The organism is Sphingomonas sp. 320_CC, from assembly GCF_059691795.1.
Window position 1 is genome coordinate 493627 of sequence record NZ_JCAWAE010000004.1, and the last position, 19028, is coordinate 512654.

At 65.5% G+C, this 19028-nt stretch carries 13 protein-coding genes; 6 read left to right on the top strand and 7 right to left on the bottom strand.

The genetic code is table 11. The features are described 5' to 3' along the window. The first annotated feature begins 73 nt into the window (after positions 1-73). From AC59GX_RS17880 to AC59GX_RS17890, 3 genes are all read left to right on the top strand, one after another. Positions 74-553 carry a peroxiredoxin gene (locus tag AC59GX_RS17880; protein WP_107954829.1) on the top strand — a complete coding sequence of 160 codons (480 nt, stop codon included), beginning with the start codon at positions 74-76 and terminating at the stop codon, positions 551-553. A 181-nt stretch (positions 554-734) separates the two neighbouring features. After that, positions 735-2171, top strand: a complete 1437-nt coding sequence (locus AC59GX_RS17885; RefSeq protein WP_426281985.1) for an AMP nucleosidase — start codon at positions 735-737, stop codon at positions 2169-2171. A gap of 64 nt (positions 2172-2235) precedes the next feature. Then, entirely contained in the window at positions 2236-2730 is a 495-nt protein-coding gene (locus tag AC59GX_RS17890) for a hypothetical protein (protein ID WP_426281983.1), read from the top strand. A 265-nt stretch (positions 2731-2995) separates the two neighbouring features. Here the strand turns inward: AC59GX_RS17890 and AC59GX_RS17895 are convergent, their stop codons facing one another. The 6 genes from AC59GX_RS17895 to AC59GX_RS17920 all read right to left on the bottom strand — a co-directional run bounded on the left by AC59GX_RS17895 (position 2996) and on the right by AC59GX_RS17920 (position 15595). Then, positions 2996-4825 (bottom strand): M2 family metallopeptidase, encoded by a 1830-nt coding sequence (locus tag AC59GX_RS17895; RefSeq protein WP_426281981.1) that lies wholly within the window; start codon positions 4823-4825, stop codon positions 2996-2998. A gap of 206 nt (positions 4826-5031) precedes the next feature. Next, positions 5032-5808 carry an alpha/beta fold hydrolase gene (locus AC59GX_RS17900; protein ID WP_426281979.1) on the bottom strand — a complete coding sequence of 259 codons (777 nt, stop codon included), beginning with the start codon at positions 5806-5808 and terminating at the stop codon, positions 5032-5034. A gap of 143 nt (positions 5809-5951) precedes the next feature. Beyond that, entirely contained in the window at positions 5952-10655 is a 4704-nt protein-coding gene (locus AC59GX_RS17905) for a beta strand repeat-containing protein (protein ID WP_497302128.1), read from the bottom strand. Positions 10656-11151: 496 nt separating this feature from the next. After that, positions 11152-12177 (bottom strand): aspartate-semialdehyde dehydrogenase, encoded by a 1026-nt coding sequence (locus tag AC59GX_RS17910; RefSeq protein ID WP_426281975.1) that lies wholly within the window; start codon positions 12175-12177, stop codon positions 11152-11154. A 382-nt stretch (positions 12178-12559) separates the two neighbouring features. Then, a complete protein-coding gene (locus tag AC59GX_RS17915; protein ID WP_426281974.1) occupies positions 12560-13276 on the bottom strand; it encodes an MgtC/SapB family protein in 717 nt (238 codons plus the stop codon). 6 nt (positions 13277-13282) lie between these two features. Then, positions 13283-15595 (bottom strand): S9 family peptidase, encoded by a 2313-nt coding sequence (locus tag AC59GX_RS17920; RefSeq protein ID WP_497302129.1) that lies wholly within the window; start codon positions 15593-15595, stop codon positions 13283-13285. Between the two features lie 206 nt (positions 15596-15801). Between AC59GX_RS17920 and AC59GX_RS17925 the strand changes: the two genes are divergently transcribed. Further along, a complete protein-coding gene (locus AC59GX_RS17925; protein WP_426281971.1) occupies positions 15802-16536 on the top strand; it encodes a DUF6975 family protein in 735 nt (244 codons plus the stop codon). 66 nt (positions 16537-16602) lie between these two features. Further along, a complete protein-coding gene (locus AC59GX_RS17930) occupies positions 16603-17457 on the top strand; it encodes an AAA family ATPase (RefSeq protein WP_121885167.1) in 855 nt (284 codons plus the stop codon). A gap of 57 nt (positions 17458-17514) precedes the next feature. On the opposite strand, the gene AC59GX_RS17935 is transcribed toward AC59GX_RS17930, so the two are convergent. After that, the gene (locus AC59GX_RS17935; protein ID WP_426281970.1) at positions 17515-17940 is read right to left on the bottom strand and encodes a hypothetical protein; all 426 of its coding nucleotides are present in this window, start codon (positions 17938-17940) and stop codon (positions 17515-17517) included. A gap of 364 nt (positions 17941-18304) precedes the next feature. Here AC59GX_RS17935 and AC59GX_RS17940 point away from each other — a divergent pair, with 364 nt between their 5' ends. Further along, complete coding sequence (locus AC59GX_RS17940) at positions 18305-18871, top strand: CHAP domain-containing protein (RefSeq protein ID WP_056482168.1); 567 nt, start codon at positions 18305-18307, stop codon at positions 18869-18871. The last annotated feature ends 157 nt before the right edge of the window (positions 18872-19028 follow it).

The window sequence follows — 19028 nt, forward strand, 5'->3', positions numbered from 1 at the left end:
CGCTTGAAATACGCGCTTCCGCGTCCAAGGTACGGCTCGCCCGCGAGAAACGCGCGGCGACAGGAGATTTCAGATGACGATCAGCGTCGGCGACCGGCTTCCCACCACCAATCTCGTCAAGGCGACCGCAGACGGCCCCGACCAGGTCGACACCGACAGCTTCTTCAAGGGCCGCAAGGTCGCGCTGTTCGCGGTCCCCGGCGCGTTCACGCCGACCTGTTCGGCCAAGCACCTTCCCGGTTTCGTCGAGAAGGAAGCCGAACTGAAGGCCAAGGGCATCGACGAGGTCGCCTGCGTCTCGGTCAACGACGCGTTCGTGATGGGTGCGTGGGGCAAGTCGGCGGGCGCTGGCGACATCACCATGCTGGCGGACGGCAATGGCGATTTCGCCAAGGCGATCGGGCTGACGATGGACGGCTCGGGCTTCGGCATGGGCACGCGCAGCCAGCGTTACTCGATGCTGGTCAACGACGGCGTGGTCGAGCAGCTGAACGTCGAGGCACCCGGCGAATTTAAGGTGAGCTCGGCGGAACATCTGCTCAGCGAGATCTGATCCTCCCCGGCACGGGGAGGGGGACCGTTCGGCACCTTTGCCGAAGGGTGGAGGGGGCTCACCGCGAGCGTTACGGTCGCGGAGCGCCCCCTCCGTCAGCCCGAGTGGGCTGCCACCTCCCCGACACGGGGAGGATTTAGGTGGTCTTGCCACCGTAACGTCCGCCACCTAACACTGCCCGATGACAATCGCATCCGACCTCGTCGCCGAACTCGACCGCCTCTACCGCGCCTCCGTCGAGCGCCTCCAAGCCGCCATGAGCGCCTATATCGCCGACGGCACGACGCCCGATCCCGACAGCCGCACCGACGGTTCGTTCGCCTATCCCGAGATCCGGCTGACCTATAAGGGCGGCGTCGACCGCCCGACCCCGCTGCGATCGTTCGGCCGTCTGGTCAACGCGGGCGAATACCGCATCAGCGTCACCAAGCCCGCGATCTTTGCCGAATATCTGATCGAACAGCTGACGCTGCTGATCGAGGATTACGACGTCACTGTCGAAGCCGTCGAAGGCCGCCAGGAAATCCCGTTCCCTTACGTGATCGAACCCGGCCACGCGCTGAGCCTCGACGAGGTGTCTGCCACCGAATTGTCGCGGCATTTCCCCGCGACCGAACTCGCGCATATCGGCGACGAAATCGCCGACGGCCTCTGGGTCGCCAACGACGAGACGCGTCCGCTCGCGCTGTTCGACGGCCTGCGCACCGATTTCAGCCTTGCCCGCCTGCGCCATTACATGGGCACGCCCGCCGAACACGCGCAGCGCTTCGTGCTGTTCACCAACTATCACCGCTATGTCGACGAGTTCGTCCGCTGGGCCGGCACGCAGTTGGGCGAAGGCTCGCGCTTCACCAGCCTGTCGGGCGCGGGCGGGATCACGATCTCGTCGGGTGACGACATCGACAAGATCATTTCCGACAGCGCCTGGCGCCGCCACCAGATGCCCGCCTATCACCTGATGGCGGACGACCGCACCGGTATCACGCTCGTCAACATCGGCGTCGGCCCGTCCAACGCCAAGACGATCTGCGATCACCTCGCCGTGCTGCGTCCCGAGGCGTGGCTGATGATCGGCCATTGCGGCGGCCTTCGCCCGAGCCAGCGGATCGGCGATTACGTCCTCGCGCATGCGTATCTGCGCGACGACCACGTCCTCGACGACGTCCTGCCCCCCGAAATTCCGATCCCCGCGATCGCCGAAGTCCAGCTCGCCATGGCCAAGGCGGCCGAGATCGTCTCGGGTCAGTCGGGCGAGGAACTCAAGCGCCGCCTTCGCACCGGCACGATCGTCACCACCGACGACCGCAACTGGGAGCTTCGTTACTCGAAGTCCGCGCTGCGCTTCTCGCTCAGCCGCGCCGTTGGGATCGACATGGAGTCCGCGACGATCGCCGCGCAAGGGTATCGCTTCCGCGTCCCCTACGGCACGTTGCTCTGCGTCTCCGACAAGCCTCTCCATGGCGAGCTTAAGCTGCCGGGCCAGGCCAACCGCTTCTACGAGCGCGCGATCAGCGAGCATCTGCGGATCGGGATCGAGACCTGCGAGCAACTCCGCCTCGAAGGGTCGAAGCTCCACAGCCGCAAGCTCCGCGCGTTCGACGAGCCGCCGTTCCGGTAAAAATCGGAGCGGATCGCACGGGAATGCGTTACGCTTCCGGAATCATTGCTGAGGGAAGATAGAAGTGGCCGACACCGACACGCCCGATACGGAAGCAAAGAAGCCCGCCGCCCGCCGTCGCGCGCCGCGCAAGACGAGCGCGCCGAAGGCTGCTCCGGCAGCGACGTCGTCCGCCAAGCCGGTCGCGTCCAAGCCCGTGCCGGTTGCGGACAAGCCTGTCACCGCCGCGTCGTCGAAACCAGTGGCCAAGCCGACGCCAAAGCCGCGCTCGACCAAGCGCAGCACGCCACGGCCTGTTCCTGCACGCAATACGGCCACGCCGGTCGCGGTCGCCAAGCCTCCGGAGAAGACCCGTGGCAAATGGGGGGCTGCTGCGATCTTCAGCGGGGTGGCGGTTGCTGGCGCAGCGGTTGGGGCGCTGCTGACCTTGCGCGGGAGCACGCCGAAGGCTCAGCCAGCGCCCAAGCCGAAGGGTACGCACGCGCATCAAGCGGACGGCACGGACTCGTCGAAGTCGTTCGACGCGGGCATTGCCGATCCAGGGACGGTCCCGGAGTAAGTATCCCCAAGATACTCCACCCCGGCGAAGGCCGGGGCCCAGTTGGAACGTCTTGTGTAACGAAGCTCATCACTCCGTTAGCGACGTTTCCCAACTGGACCCCGGCCTTCGCGGGGGTGGTGCGTTGTAGGTGTCGCCCTCGCTACTAACGTTCCCCCGCGGAGGCGGGGGCCCAGCTAAAGCCACGGAAGCGTTCATAACCCTGGGCCCCCGCCTCCGCGGGGGAACTAGGAGGAAGCGTTAGCGGCCGGTTACCCGGCGCCCCTCACCACCCAGTCGGCTTCCCCTTGTTCTGCACGTCCAGCCAAGCCTTCAACGGCGCGAAATACTCGACCAGCGCCGCGCCCGACATCTCCCGACTCCCCGTGAACACCTGCAACGCATCCGGCCAAGGCTTCGATTGCCCCATGCTCAGCATCGCGTTCAGCTTCGTACCGACCGCCTTGTCACCGTAGAACGAACAGCGATGCAGCGGCCCCTTCCAGCCCGACTGGTCGCACGCCGCTTTGTAGAACTGGAACTGCAACACCCGCGCCAGGAAGTAGCGCGTGTAAGGCACCGCTGCCGGGATATGGTATTTCGCGCCCGCATCGAACTTGGTCTCGTCGCGCGCGACCGGCGGCTTGATACCCTGATACTGAAGCCGCAACTGATCCCACGCCGCCTGATAACCAGTCGTCGGGATTGCGCCCGAGAACACGCCCCAGCGCCATTTGTCGATCAGCAGCCCGAACGGCAGGAACGCGACCTTGTCCATCGCCTGTCGTAGCAGCAGCCCGATGTCCTTGTCCGCGCTCGGCACCTTCGCCTGGTCGAGCAGCCCGATCTTCACCAGGTAATCCGGCGTGATCGACAGCGCGACGGTATCGCCGATCGCCTCGTGGAAACCGTCGTTCGCACCGTTCGCGTACAGAAACGGCTGCGCCTTGTACGCGCGCTGATAGTAATTGTGGCCGAGTTCGTGGTGGATCGTGACGAAATCGTCGGCGTTCACCTTCGTGCACATCTTGACCCGGATATCGTCCTTGGCATCGATATCCCACGCCGACGCATGGCAGATCACGTCGCGGTCGGCAGGCTTGGTGATCTGCGACCGCTTCCAGAACGTCTCCGGCAGCGGTGCGAAGCCGAGCGACGAATAGAAGCCCTCGCCCTGCTTCACCATCTTGAGCGGATCATAGCCCTTGGCCTTGAGCAGGTCGCCGGTGTCGAAACCCAGGTCGCCCGCGCCCTTGGGGGCAACGATGTCGTAGATATTGCCCCATTCCTGCGCCCACATGTTGCCGAGCAGGTCGCTGCGGATCGGCCCGGTCTTCGCCTGCACCGCATCGCCGTATTTCTCGTTCAGCTTCCACCGCGTGTAGGTGTGCAGCGCCATGTAGAGCGGCTCGACCTGCTTCCAGATCTTGTCGGTCAGCGCCGCGAACTGCTCGGGCGTCATGTCGTAGCCAGAGCGCCACAGCGCGCCGACGTCCTTGTAGCCGAGCTCGCGCGCGCCTTCGTTGGAGATCGACGTCATCTTCGCATAGTCGCCGCGCATCGGCGCACCGACCTTGTCGTTCCAGCTCGTCCACATCTCGGTCAGCTTGGCCGGATCGCGCGTCGAGCCCATCGCCGCCTCGATATCCGACCCGTTGATCGGCTTGCCGGCGAGCGTCCCCATGCCCTTGCCGTAGGACGACGACATCTTGGTGGTCAGCGTCGACAGTTCCTCGGAAGCGCCCGGCCGCGTCGGTGCCGGCAGCGTCAGCCCACCGCGCAGCAAATCGAGCTTGCGCTTGGTATCGAACGACAGCCCCGGCAGCGACGCATACCGCGCGGCGCCTAGCGCATACTTCACCCCGAGATCGGTCATCTCCGCGCCCGACTTCGCCGCCAGCGCATCGGTATCGTCAGTGATGTAGGTCGCGTTGACCCACGCCACGCGGTTCGCGTCGAGCGAGGCCGTGGCCATCGCCTTCTCGGCCTCGGCGACGAACGCGTCAGCCTGCGCGACGGTCGGCTTGCCGGTTGCGGCGGGTGCGGTTTGGGCCTGTGCGGACACGGGCGCGGCAATCGCGCACGCGAGCGCGATCAGAGAGACGGTACGGATCATGATCTTCCCCTGGATTATGCCTCCAGAGTGAGCATCCGACCCCGTCTGGTCAACGCCGATCTTTCGAATCCTCCCCCGCCAGGGGGAGGTGGCGCCGAAGGCGACGGAGGGGGAGGAACGCGCAACGGAGGTGGTCGATTACCTCCCCCTCCGTCTGGCAAGCGCCAGCCACCTCCCCCTGGCGGGGGAGGATCGAGGACGGGGCGTCAGCCTGCAAGGAAGTCCGCGATCGCCTGGCCGAGTTCGGGCTTCACCACCGCGCTCATATGCCCACCGGGAGTCTCGACATACGTCCCGTTCGGCAACGCCGCCGCCAGATCCGGTGCCGAACCATTATCCTGATCCTCACCACCGCACACGACCAACGTCGGCTGCTGTATAGCCTTCACCGACTCCAGCGGCGTATCGACGAACGTCTCGAGGATACCGAGCAACGCGACCGGATCGCCGCCCGTCGTCTTCAGGAACGCCTCCGCCAGCCACTCCGGCGTACCCTGCACATGCTGCCCCAGCTTGGTCAGGATATTGCGGAAATGCCCGGCCCGGCGCGACGTCTGCGTCAGCCCTTCGAGACCCATCCCGGAGAAGATCACCCGCCGCGGCGTCGCGCCCGTCGCCAGCATCCGCGACGTCGTCCGCGCGCCCAGCGAATAGCCGCCAAGGTCATAGTCCGTCAGCCCGAGATGCGCGACCAGCGCGTGGCCATCCTGCGTCAGCGCATCCGCCGGATACGCTTCGAGCCCATGCGGCTTCTCGCTCTCACCGTGCGCGCGCAGGTCCGGCATGATCACCCGGAAACCCTTGGCGGCGATCTTGGCCGCGTGGCCGTAGCGGATCCAGTTGGTCTTCGCATCAGAGAAATAGCCGTGGATCAGCACCACCGGCCGTCCCTCGCCGACCTCGCGCCACGCGATCCGCGTGCCGTCGAAGCTCTCGAAAAACTGGGTCTCGGTCGGGGTGCTGGCCACGGTCACATCCTGCATTGGTTCGCCGCCAATTCGTAGCCGCCGCTTCCCAAGTCAACCCGCGCCCTCGTCTTCCCTGGTCTCCAACTCCCCGCGACCCTGAGCCTCAAACGAAAACGGGCGACCCGAAGGCCGCCCGTTCCCAACGTCCAAAGACAGGATCAGAACTGATACCCGATCCCGCCCGATGCACCGGCACGGCCCTGCGAGTCATAGGTGCCGCTCAGCTTGACGACCGTGTGGCCATCGCTGAACGCCTTCGACATCCCGACCGCGACCGCCGACTGGCCGGCATAGGTGCCGCCACCCATCGCGATCATCCCCTTGCCCGCTTCATACGCCTGCGGGAGGCCGGCGGCTGCCAGCGCGTTGGAGGTCCCGGCGAAGCTGTCCCGCCGGAGGTTGCGCAGATCGAAGTCGAGCGCCGCGATCCGTCCGTCGGTATAGGCGTTCGCCTGCGTCACCGCGGAGTTGATGCCCGAGTTCAGCTGGCCGACATTGACCGCGTCGGTGGTCGACACGCCCGCCGCGACGTTGCTCAGCACGGTCGCCTGACCGCCTGCGTTGAACGTCACGTTGGTACGCGAAGGACCGTATTGCACCGAGTTGCTGCCCAGCGCGAGCGCACTGTTCGCGGTGCCCTGTGCCGTCGCGACCGCCTGATTGGTGGTGTAGAGTTGCCCACCGTTCACCGCTTCGGCAGACCCCGCCGCGACCGTACCTGCGGCCACGTTGGCGATCGTCACCGGCGCCGCCGCATTGCCGCCCGCCAGCGTCACGGTGTTGGTCCGCACGCCGTTGGCATCGGTATTGTACGACACCGCGTTCACCGCCGTCAGCGCCAGGGCATAGACCTGCCCGCCATTGACCGCGTCGGTCGAACCCGCCGCGATCGAACCGCCCGCGACATTGTGCAGGCCGACGGGGCCAGCCGCCGCACCGACCAGCGTCAGGTCGTTGGTCTTCGTGCCACCGTTCGGCGTGGTGGCGCTGCCGGGGTTCGAGTATTGCACCGGCCCGGTCGCACCATTGCTGATCTGGTTGCCCAGGTTGGTGATCGCGGTCGTGTTGTTCGCCACCTGCGTGTTGGTCGCCGCAAGCTGCGCGCCGTTGACCGCGTCGGTAGACCCGGCGGCAACGTTGCCGGCGGCGACGTTGGTGATGACCGTCCCGCCGGCACCGCCGAGCGTGATCGCGTTCTTCGTGCCGTTGTCGTACTGGACGGTCGTGGTGCCCAAGGCCGCGACCTGCGCCGCGACGCCTGCGACCTGGCCGACGTTGGCGGCATCGGTCGCCGCGGTGCCTGCCGCGACGTTGGTGATCTGCCGAGCGCCACCGGCCGACCCGACCGACACTTCACCGACCGAGTTCTGCAAGCCCGCGAGCCCCAGTGCCGCATAACCAAGCGTACCGCCACGAAGCGCCGAGGACCCGGTGCCGATGGCGACACTGTTGTCCGCGGTCGCGGTCGCTTCCGGACCGATCGCGATGCTGTCGGTACCCGTCACGACGCTGTCGCCGCGGGTCGAGAGAACCCGGAAATACCGGATGCCCGCACCGCCGTTGATAGCGCCATCGACCGCATCGAAGACCGACTGGACGTTGCCATATTGCACCCCGCCGAACCCGATCGAGGCGAGCACGCGGTTGGTGGCAGCGTCGTAGCTCGACAGTCCACCCAGGCCTGCCGCGACACTGGTGCCGAGCCCCACGAGCTGCCCGCCGTTGACCGCTTCGGTCGACCCTGCCGCGAGCGTACCCGCCGCGACGTTGCCGAGCACGACCGGCGCGTTGCCTGCCCCACCGAACGTCACGCGCGTCCGGGTCGGATCGTCATACTGCACCGACAGCGCGGCGAGGTTGCCGACCTGGCCGGAGACGGTCGCCAGCTGGCCGCCGTTGACCGCATCGGTCGAGCCGGCCGCAACCACGCCGTTGCCGACATTGTGCAAGGCGACGGCACCAGCGGCACCTCCGACGAGCGTCACGTCGTTCGACGGTACGCCGCCGTTCGGCGTGGTTGGTGCGCCTGCGCTCGAATATTGCAGCGCACCGATCGCGCCATTCGCGATGCTCGTCGTCAGGTTGGTGACGTTGGTGTTGGTCGCGAACAACTGGCTACCGTTGACCGCCTCGGTCGAGGTCGCGCCAAGCGCGCCTGCCGCGACATTGCCTATCACGACGGGCGCTGCGCCCGTACCGACGCCGCCGAGCGTGATCCGCGAGCGGCCGACATCGTCATACTGGACCGCGAGTGCGGACAGGCCGCTGACTTGCCCGGAGACGCTGGCGAGCTGTCCACCGTTGACCGCGTCGGTCGACCCCACCGCGACATTGCCATTCGCGACATTGTGCAGTCCGACCGCGCCAGCCGCCGCACCGACCAGCGCGACGTCGTTGCTCGGCACGCCGCCATTTGGGGTGGTCGGCGTCGCGGCGTTGGAATATTGCACCGCGCCGATACCGCCATTGGCGATGTTGGTCGTGAGATTGGTCAGTGCCGTGTTGGTGTTCGTGACGTTGGCGTTGGTCGTGAACAACTGGCTGCCGTTCACCGCCTCGAGCGAGGTTGCGCCCAGCGTTCCCGCGGCGACGTTGCCGAGCACGACGGGTGCCGCACCCACGCCGCCGAAGGTCACGCGCGATCGGCTGAGGTCGTCATACTGTACCGCCAAACCGTTCAGCGTGCCGACCTGCCCCGAGACCAGGGCAAGCTGACCGCCATTGACCGCGTCGGTAGAACCCACCGCGACCGCGCCATCGGCCACGTTGTGCAGCGCGACCGCGCCGGCGGCACCGCCCACCAGCGTGGCGTCGTTCGACGGCACGCCTCCGTTCGGCGTGGTCGGCGCACCCGCGCTGGAATATTGCAGCGCACCGATCGCGCCATTGGCGATGTTGGTCGTCAGGTTGGTGACGTTGGTATTGGTCGCGAACAGCTGGCTGCCGTTGACCGCATCGGTGGAGGTCGCGCCGAGCGCACCTGCCGCGACGTTGCCGATCGCCACCGGAGCGGCCCCCGTGCCGAGACCGCCCAGAGTGACCCGAGCCCGCGTCGCGTCGTCATACTGGACCGACAGCGCGGCGAGGTTCCCGACCTGGCCGGTCACCGTGGCAAGCTGACCGCCATTCACGGCGTCGGTCGACCCGGTCGCGACAGTGCCATCGGCAACGTTGTGCAGAGCGACCGGTCCTGCCGTTGCACCGACCAGCGCGACGTCGTTGGTCGGAACGCCACCGTTCGGCACGGTCGGCGTCGCCGCGTTCGAATATTGCAGCGCGCCGATGCCGCCATTGGCGATGTTGGTCGTCAGGTTGGTCAGCGCGGTATTGGTGTTGGTGACGTTGGTGTTGGTCGCGAACAGCTGGCTGCCGTTGACCGCGTCGGTCGAGGTCGCACCGAGCGTGCCGGCCGCGACGTTGCCGAGCGCGACGGGCGCTGCACCAGTCCCGACACCGCCCAACGTCGCCCGCGTCCGCGTCGCGTCGTCATACTGGACGGCGAGCCCGGCCAGCGTGCCGACCTGATCCGTCACAGTCGACAATTGTCCGCCGTTGACCGCGTCGGTCGATCCGGCGGCAACGACGCCATTGGCGACATTGTGCAGCCCGACCGGGCCCGCCGCGACACCGACCAGCGCAGCGTCGTTGGAGGGAACGCCGCCATTCGGAACGGTCGGCGTCGCGGCGTTGGAATATTGCAGCGCGCCGATCGCGCCATTGCTGATGTTGGTCGTCAGGTTCGTGACGTTGGCGTTGGTCGCGAACAGCTGACTGCCGTTGACCGCATCGGTCGAGGTCGCGCCGAGCGTGCCTGCCGCAACGTTGCGGAGCGCCACCGCCGGCGCGCCGGTACCGGCTCCCCCCAGCGTCACGCTGGTACGGGTCGTACCGTCATATTGGACCGCACCGCTTGCGAGCGTGCCGATCTGCGCCTGGACGCCGGTGAGCTGGGCGACGTTGACCGCATCGGTTGCCGCGGTGCCCGCCGCGACGTTAGTGATCTGGCGTTCGGCACCCGCCGCGCCGACCGAGACTTCGCCGGCCGAGTTCTGGGGAACAGCGAGCCCGATCGCGGTATAGCCGGTTGCGGCCGCCCGCGAGGATACGCTGCCCGCGCCGAGCGCGACGCCGTTCGCTGCGGTCGCACTGGCACCGGTGCCGAGAGCGATCGCGCCGGTTGCATTGTCGGCGACCTGCGCCTGGCCGCCGAATGCGATCGCGCCAACCGCGCCCGCTCCGGTCCGAGCGGAGTTGCCGAACGCGATGGCATTGGGATCGGCTGCGAAGGCCTCGAATCCGTTCGCGCCGAGCCCGGTGATCCGATTGCCGCCGATCGCGATACCGGCCGGCGTCCGCAAGGTGAACCCGTCCGCCTGGGTGACGCAGGAGTCGTTCGGGCCGACCGCGACGCCATTGGAGTTGAGCACCGACAACGTGAGCGGCGCATTGTTCGCCGCATCGTTCAGGATACCGGCAACGTCGATGCTGAGCGCCGGGGTCGGCACGCTCGGCAGGTTGGCAACGAGCGGCGGCAGACCGAGAACGGACACCGTCAGTACCCCGGAGATGCTCTTGACGTTGCTGAGGATCGGGTTGACGGTGCTCTGGACCGGGTTTGCGATGCCGGTAACGACCGGGCTGAGGATGTCCGTAACTACCGAACGCGGTAGGCTGACCCCCGAGCAGGCTCCAACGATGTTCGGCGCGGGCGTCGTCTGCGCCGACGCCGACTGCGCCGCGAACAGCGACGTCGTCGCCAGCCCGATCAATGAAGCGCCATCGCGCAGGCGGCGCAGCGTGCGGGTAAAGGTGGGCGACTTTGCAGGATGCGAAGCGAACGTCTTGGCGCCAGTCGGCGTCACGGCGTCTCGATCTTGCGGGCGAACAAACGCGTTGGACATCAAACAACCTCCACTGACGACTGCAACAGCAGCCCTGATTTTCCGCATCGTCGAACTCTAGATTCGACTATCGGAACGGAAGGATGTTCACCCCTGTAATACTAACAGTCTGTTACCGTAATAAATAAGCATACACACGGAACATAGAAAGCAAGTCGTCGTTATTCTACACAACTTCAATTCATTTCGATTGAAACATAAAACCGTTCTTGTTGCATAGATCAAGTTAGCGACCAGACTGTTGCTGTATCCGGTATTTTTGATCGTTAATGAACACATCCAAATTGGTCGCTATCCAATAGCCAGAACAAATTTACCGCATTTCGGTTCGATCGGTGCGTCCAGCCGCTCGCGCTCGTCATCCGAAGCGAATCGCAAAACCGCGCCGTCACACGAGGTGACGACGCGGTTTTGATCGGTCTTTTGAAAGGTGTTGGAGGCCCGATGGCCCCCCGGACTACGCCTTCTGCAGATGCCGGCGCCCCAGCAGTTCGGCGATCTGCACCGCGTTCAGTGCCGCCCCCTTGCGGAGATTGTCGCTGACGCACCACAAGTTCAGGCCGTTCTCGACGGTCGGATCCTCGCGCACGCGGCTGATATATGTCGCAAAGTCGCCGACGCATTCGATCGGGGTAATGTAGCCGCCGTCCTCGCGCTTATCGACCAGCATGATGCCGGGCGCCTCGCGGAGGATGTTCTGCGCTTCCTCGGCCGTGATCTCGTTCTCGAACTCGATGTTGATCGCTTCCGAATGGCCGACGAACACCGGCACGCGGACGCAGGTCGCGGTGACCTTGATCTTCCTGTCGAGGATCTTCTTGGTCTCGACGACCATCTTCCACTCTTCCTTGGTCGAGCCGTCGTCGAGGAAGCTGTCGATGTGCGGGATCACGTTGAACGCGATCTGCTTGGTGAACAGCTTGGGCTCTGCGGGATCGCCGACGAAGATGTTGCGGCTCTGCTCGAACAGCTCGTCCATGCCCGCCTTGCCCGCGCCGGACACCGACTGATAGGTCGAGACGACCACGCGCAGGATCTTCGCCGCGTCGTGCAGCGGCTTCAGCGCGACGACCATCTGCGCGGTCGAGCAGTTCGGGTTGGCGATGATGTTGCGGACCTTGTAGCCGTCGATCGCCTCGGGGTTCACCTCGGGCACGATCAGCGGCACGTCGGGGTCCATGCGGTACAGCGACGAATTGTCGATCACCACGCAGCCGGCGGCCGCAGCGATCGGTGCATAGATCGCCGAACCCTCGGAGCCGATCGCGAACAGCGCCATGTCCCAGCCGTTCCAGTCGAAATGCTCGATGTTCGTGCATTTGATCTGCTTGCCGGTGTCGCCGTAGTCGACCATCAACCCCTGGCTGCGCGACGACGCGACGCAGGCGATCTCGTCCGCCGGAAACTCGCGTTCCGCCAGGATGTTGAGGATCTCACGCCCGACATTGCCGGTCGCCCCTGCGACCACCACCCGATAACCCATGTTGTCACTCCGATTGGACTTGAGGCGGGCAGTACCGACGTTGCGCGGCGAGGTCCAACGGCTTTCGACTTGTTGCGCGGATAGGGGGAGTTTGGGGGGGCGGAAGGTTTGGCCGGACCTGGGAGACGGCACCCCTGCCTTCCGTGTTCTCCCGCGAAGGCGGGAGCCCAGTCTGGGCCCCCGCCTTCGCGGGGGAACAAGCTAGTGTTCAGCGATATGTATCAGCACCTGCCCCAGCAGTAGCACCACCCCGGCGGAGGCCGGGGCCCAGTTGGGGGACGTTGCCAACTAAGCGCTGTGGTCCATTACTGCGACCTTTCCAACTGGGCCCCGGCCTTCGCCGGGGTGGTGGCTGGGGAAGGTGCACCGTTAAACCCGGCCCTCAGTCGTGCGTCCGCGCCTGCCAAGTCGCATGCTCGATCCCGTGCACCTTCGCCAGGTGATCCGTAATCGCATCCAGCTCCTCCGCCGGCACGTTCGTCGCCACCAGCGTCGCGGCAACCTCGACCCGGTCCTCCCCCCGCTCGGTCACGTCCAGTTCCGCCACCTGTAACTGAGCAGCTTCCAGATGCTCGACCACCAGATCGCCGATCGGCCCCGCATCCCCCGCCGCAACCGTCACCATCACGCTATAGGTGGCCTCGATCGTCCGCCCCTCGGTCGGGATCCGGTTGATCCCGTCGACCAGCGGCCGCAGCGCGGTGTTCGCCAGCAGCACGACGAACGTCAGCAACCCAGCCTCCGCGATCATGTCGCTGCCCGCGCACGATCCCACCGCCGCCGAGCACCACAAGGTCGCCGCGGTGTTAAGCCCGCGGACGTTCATCCCCTCCTTCATGATCACGCCCGCGCCGAGGAAGCCGATCCCCGACACGACATAGGCGATGATCCGGATCGACTCGACGTCGCCGCCCAGCCGCTGCCCGAGATCGACGAACGCCGCCGACCCGAGCGCGACCAGCGTGTTGGTCCGCAACCCCGCGGTGCGCTGGCGATATTGCCGCTCCGCCCCGATCAGCGTCCCGAACACGAACGCGGCGATATAGCTCACCAGCGTGTCGAGGAACGGCCACAGGTGAAACGTCTCGACGAACCGCACCGGCGTTTACTTCGCAGGCGCGGGTGCAGCTTCAGCCACCGGCTTGTCCCTCACCGTCCGGTCGAGGAAGTTCAGGATCGTCCCCCAGACATGCTCGCTGATCCCCGGCCCCGCCACGCGGTGCGTATACCCCGGGTAGAACATCATCTCGAACGGCGTCGCAGTCGCCTGCATCCTTGCTGCGACCTTGGTCGAGTTGTCGAGGAACACATTGTCGTCCGCCATGCCATGGATCAGCAGCAACGGATCGACGATCCGGTTCGCCTCCTCGACTGCCGCCGACGTCGAATAGCTCGCCGGATCCTTCGCCGGATCGCCCAGATAGCGCTCGGTATAATGCGTGTCGTACAGTTGCCAGTCGGTGACCGGAGCGCCCGAGACCGCGGCCGCATACACGCCCGGCGTCTTCTCCAGCATCTTCAGCGACATATAGCCGCCGTACGACCAGCCATAGGTCGCGATCTTGCTCGACTCGACGAACGGCAGCGACTTCAGGAAGTTCGCACCCGACAGCTGGTCCTCGACCTCGACCGTGCCCATCGCATGATAGATCTGGTCCTCGAACGCCTTGCCGCGGTTGTACGAGCCGCGATTGTCGATCTTGAAATAGATCCAGCCGCGATCGACGAGGTATTGCGGCAGCGCGCCCTGCCAACCGCGCGTGACGACCTGACCAGTGCCGGGGCCGCCGTAATGTTCGAAGAACACCGGGTATTTCTTGCCCGGCTCCAGCGGCGGCGTGATCATCTCGTAGTGGAGCGTCATGCCGTTCTTCGCCTTCAGCGTCCCGAACTTGGTCTCCTGATGGCTCGACAGATACGGGTAGTAGGGATGCCCCTCGACCACCGCATTCTCATTGATCCACGAGAGCCGCTTGCCGGTCGCATCCGCCAGATACACCTGCGTCGGTTGCTTCGGGTTCGAGCGCGAGATGATGAACCGGCTCGCGGCCGCGTCCATCGTCGCGCTGTTCCACCAGCCCGCTTCGGTCAGCTTGGTGATCACGTTCGGCTTGGCGACGTCGACCGAATAGAGCTGCTGCTCGAGCACGTCGTCCTTGTTGCCGAGGAAGAACAGGCGCCCCTTGGTTTCATCCACACCGACCAGATCGGTGACGACCCAGTCGCCCTTCGTGAGCTGCGTCCATTTCCCCGACGCGAACCGGTAGAGCTGTCCGTAGCCGCTCCGCTCCGACCGCCAGATCAGGCTCCCGTCCTTGAGCACGTGATACGCATCGGACAGGTTGAGCCAGCTTTTTACGCCCGACTTCTCGGTGAACAGCACGGTCGATTTGCCCGTCGCCGGATCGACGCGGAGCATCTCCAGTAGTTTCTGGTCGCGGCTCTGGCGCTGGACCAGCAGCATCCGGCCATCCGGCGTCCAGTCGACCCGCGCCAGATAGATGTCGGGGTTGGTGCCGAGATCGACCTTCACCTGCCCCGAGCCATCGGGCTTCATGATGTACAGGTCGACCAGCACGTTGGGCGTACCGGCGGCCGGATAGCGCTGTTCGTAAACCTTGGTTCCGGTCGCGCCGATCGACGCACGCGTCGCGGTATGGACCGGCGCCTCGTCGAACCGCTCGACCGCGACATATTGCTCGTCGGGCGACCACCAATAGCCGGTGCGGCGGTCCATTTCCTCCTGCGCGACGAACTCCGCCTCGCCGAAATGGACCGTGCCGCCGCCGCCCGTCGTCACCGCGCGCGCGTCGCCGCCGGCGAGCGGCTGCACGAAGACGTTCTGGTCGCGGACGAACGAGACGAAGCTGCCCTTGGGGCTCACCACCGGGTTCAGCTCGCCGCCGGGCGTATTGGTCAGCCGCTTCACCTTGCCGTCGAGGCCGGCGAGATACAGGTCGCCGTCGAGCGGTACGAGGATCGACTTGCCGTCGGGCGCCCAGTCATACGCGACGATGCCCTTCTGCCCGCCGATCCGTGCACGCTCGCGCTGCATCTTCTCGGCCTCGGTCAGCTCCGCGCCGCTGCCGACGGTCTTCGAATCGACCAGCATCCGCGCTTGGCCCGTCGCGGTATCGACCGCCCATAGATCGAAGCGCTCCTTCTCGTCGTCGCGGTTGCGGAGGGACGTCAGCAGCGTGCCGTCGGGCGACAGCCGCACCGCTTTCGGCTGCGATCCCGACAGGTCGGGATTGCCGAACACGCGCGCCATCGTCAGGTCGCCGGGCTTGGCCGCCTCGACCGGGCGGACAGGTGCAGGAGCCGGCGTGGCAGGCGCTGCCGGCGGCGTGACCTGATCAGCGGCCATCGCGGCGGTTCCGACCGAAGCAAGTGCAAGCCCGAGCAACCATGTGCGCATCCTGTAGTCTCCGTGGGATCATCCCGCCGGATACCGCCCGACGGACCCGAAAATCTTCGGTCGCGCGTTATCGCGGCGGCATGGCCCGGCGTAAAGGGCGCATCGTGATGCCGAGCGAGCCGAAGCGCCCCCGACTCGCAAACGTCATTTCCCTCCAACACGGCATAATGAACGCTCCGTAAACTCCGTCTTTACGTCCTTCGTTTATGGCAAGCGGGACATCGTCGCGGATCGAGCTTTCCGTGGTGCAGCACGGCCGGGGAATGATGGTTTCGAACGCGGGCATACAGGACGGGGAGCCGAGCGAGCGGAGCGCATGGGATGCGTTCGTCACGCTCGCCGACGCGGACGGCAGCGCAGCGCATCCGCATCATGCGCGCCTGATCGCCGGCGGTCTGGGCCAGCGCAACCTCTCCGACGCGGTCCACGCGCTGTGCGCGGTCCACGGCGACCATCCCGGCCTGATCGTCGACGTGCTCGCCCGCGCGATCCAGCCCGAAGCCTCGGATTGGCTCGCCGTCGCAGCCAGCGGCTTCGCCGACGAGCGCACCTATCTCGCACACCTCACCGCCGCGGTCGGCCCCCTACCCTCGACCCCAGGCCAGGCGGAGAGCGAGTCGGCACTGGTCGGCGAACGTCATGCGCTCGAAATGCTTGCCCGCTCGGAGCGCCGTGGATGTGCGACCGGGGCGGTGGCTGCGCTGCTCTATGACTGGCGCGCGATCCGCCGCGTCCTCGATGTCGCCGCCGAGCGGTTCGGGGTAGCAGTCCCCCCGATCACCCTTCCGTCCGAGACCGGCACCGCCGCGCTCGTCGCGGAACTCGGTGCATCGCCCGGTTGCCAGCGCGCGATCCTGTTCGGCGCGCAGCAACTTTTCGCGCAGCACCGCGGCCTGTGGTCGCTGCTCGAAGCGCGATCGAGTGCGCGCGGCGACCTCTGACCGCTTGCGCTGACCGACGCTTCCCCTCTATCCATACCCGGTATTCAGAACCGGACGGGACATCGCATGAAGCGCTTCGAGGGCACCCAGAGCTACGTCGCGACCGACGATTTGAAAGTCGCGGTCAACGCCGCCGTGACGCTGCGCCGCCCGTTGCTGATCAAGGGCGAACCCGGCACCGGCAAGACCGTGCTCGCCTACGAGATCGCCAAGGCTTTGGGCGCGCCGCTGATCGAGTGGAACATCAAGTCGACCACCAAGGCGCAACAGGGCCTGTACGAGTACGACGCGGTCGCCCGCCTGCGCGACGGCCAACTCGGCGATGCGCGCGTCCACGACATCGGCAACTATATCCGCAAGGGCAAGCTGTGGGAGGCTTTCACCCAGCCCGCCCCGCCCGTCCTGCTGATCGACGAGATCGACAAGGCCGATATCGAGTTCCCGAACGACCTGTTGCAGGAACTCGATCGGATGGAATTCCACGTTTACGAGACCAAGGAAACGGTGCGCGCGGTCGAGCGCCCGATCGTCATCATCACCAGCAACAACGAGAAGGAACTGCCCGACGCGTTCCTGCGCCGGTGTTTCTTCCATTACATCAAGTTCCCTGATCGCGGCACGATGCAGGCGATCGTCGACGTCCATTTTCCCGGCATCCAGAAGATCCTCGTCAGCAAGGCGATGGACCTGTTCTACGACGTCCGCGACGTGCCGGGCCTCAAGAAAAAGCCCTCGACCAGCGAGCTGCTCGACTGGCTGAAGCTGCTGCTGCACGAGGACATGCCGCTCGACATCCTCCAGAACCGCGACCCGACCAAGGCGATCCCGCCCCTGCACGGTGCGCTGCTGAAGAACGAGCAGGACGTCATGCTGTTCGAACGCCTCGCCTTCATGGCGAAGCGCCAGAAGAACCAGGGGTAAGCTATCGAGGAACCGGCGGCGTGCATGAGCACCGCCGCCGGTCCGATAGTTCGAGCGTTACGTGACGTTCGGACCCGTCGGGATATAGTCCAGCGCCAGATGCGGCAGCGAGATCGGGCTGCGGAAGTTGAAGCGATTCACCGTCGCTGGATCGGGGATGTGCAACTTCTTGCCGAGCGTCACGAAATACCACGCCGGCGACGCTCCGCTGATCGCGATGAACGAACCGGGTGCCAGCGACAACGCCTTCGGCATGTTGTCGACGATGTAATCGCTGTTGACGATCCCGTTCCAGTCCTTGAACACGCTATTGAAGGTCGCGGCATCCGGGATCCAGTGAAGCTGGCCCCACATCACCAGATAGACTGCCCCGCTGGTGTGCGATGTAACGCGCAATCCGTCATACTGCTTCCAGTCTACAGCCTTGCCCAGCAGCGCTTCTGCGGCGCCTGCATCGATTGTATCGCTGATATCGACCGACATGATCACAATCCTTTTATGGTGAAACCGTGATCACTCAGTCGGACAAGCGAAGTATTCCGATCGGGGAACCACCTAGCCTCTTTGAACGCAAATCCTGGAATCGGTCCGTCGATACGCGACCACTTCGGAGTTATTGCACGACGCCGCAGTTTTCGTGGGCCGTGTTCGAGAACTATACGTATTTGAATCAACAGGATCGACGTCACCGTCCGTTCAGCTATTCGGCGCCATTGTGACCGCAATTCGTCGAGACGGTCACGGCGATTGGCGAGCAGATCGCGGCAAAGTCCGACGGATTGGATATTGATGCACATTAACCATCTGCGGCAACAATAATGCCATACCTGTCCGGCAAGGTGACGGCATGAGATTGTATGCTTTCCGTCGTTGGGCGCCGGCACTGCTGGCAATCGGCATGGCCGCCCCCGCATCCGCCTCTCTGCTCGACTATGTCGGCCAGTGCGTCCCCTTCGCGCGCGCCGCGTCGGGCATCCAGATCTACGGCAACGCCTGGACCTGGTGGGAGCAGGCCGACGGAAAATACGAACGCACGCACAAGCCCAAGGAAGGCGCGGTGATCGTGTTCGCCAAGACCCCGCGCCTGCCGTTCGGCCACGTCGCGGTCGTCAGTCGGGTGGTCGAGAAGCGCGTCGTCATGCTCACCCACGCCAACTGGTCACGCCAGAACGGCGAGCGCGGCCATGCCGAGCAGGACGTCACGCTGTTCGACGTCTCGCGCAACAACGACTGGAGCGACGTGAAGGTCTGGTACAAGGACGTCGACGGCCTCGGCGGCGGGGTGTATCCGGTGTACGGCTTCATCTACGGTCATGCGCACGCCGCCGCTGAATTGACGAGCCGGAACCCGGATTATGTCGGTGCGCTGATCGACGCGTATGTGCCGGTAAGCGGCGAGCCCATCGCCCGCTAATCTCGTTCCCGTCGGACCAACGCCCCCGTCATCCTGACGAAAGTCAGGATCCAGGGTTACGCACGCCGCCCGTCATGGCTCTGGATCCTGACTTTCGTCAGGATGACGGCGTGATTCGTCAGGATGACGGTGCGAATGGATTGCCGCCACCTGCCAA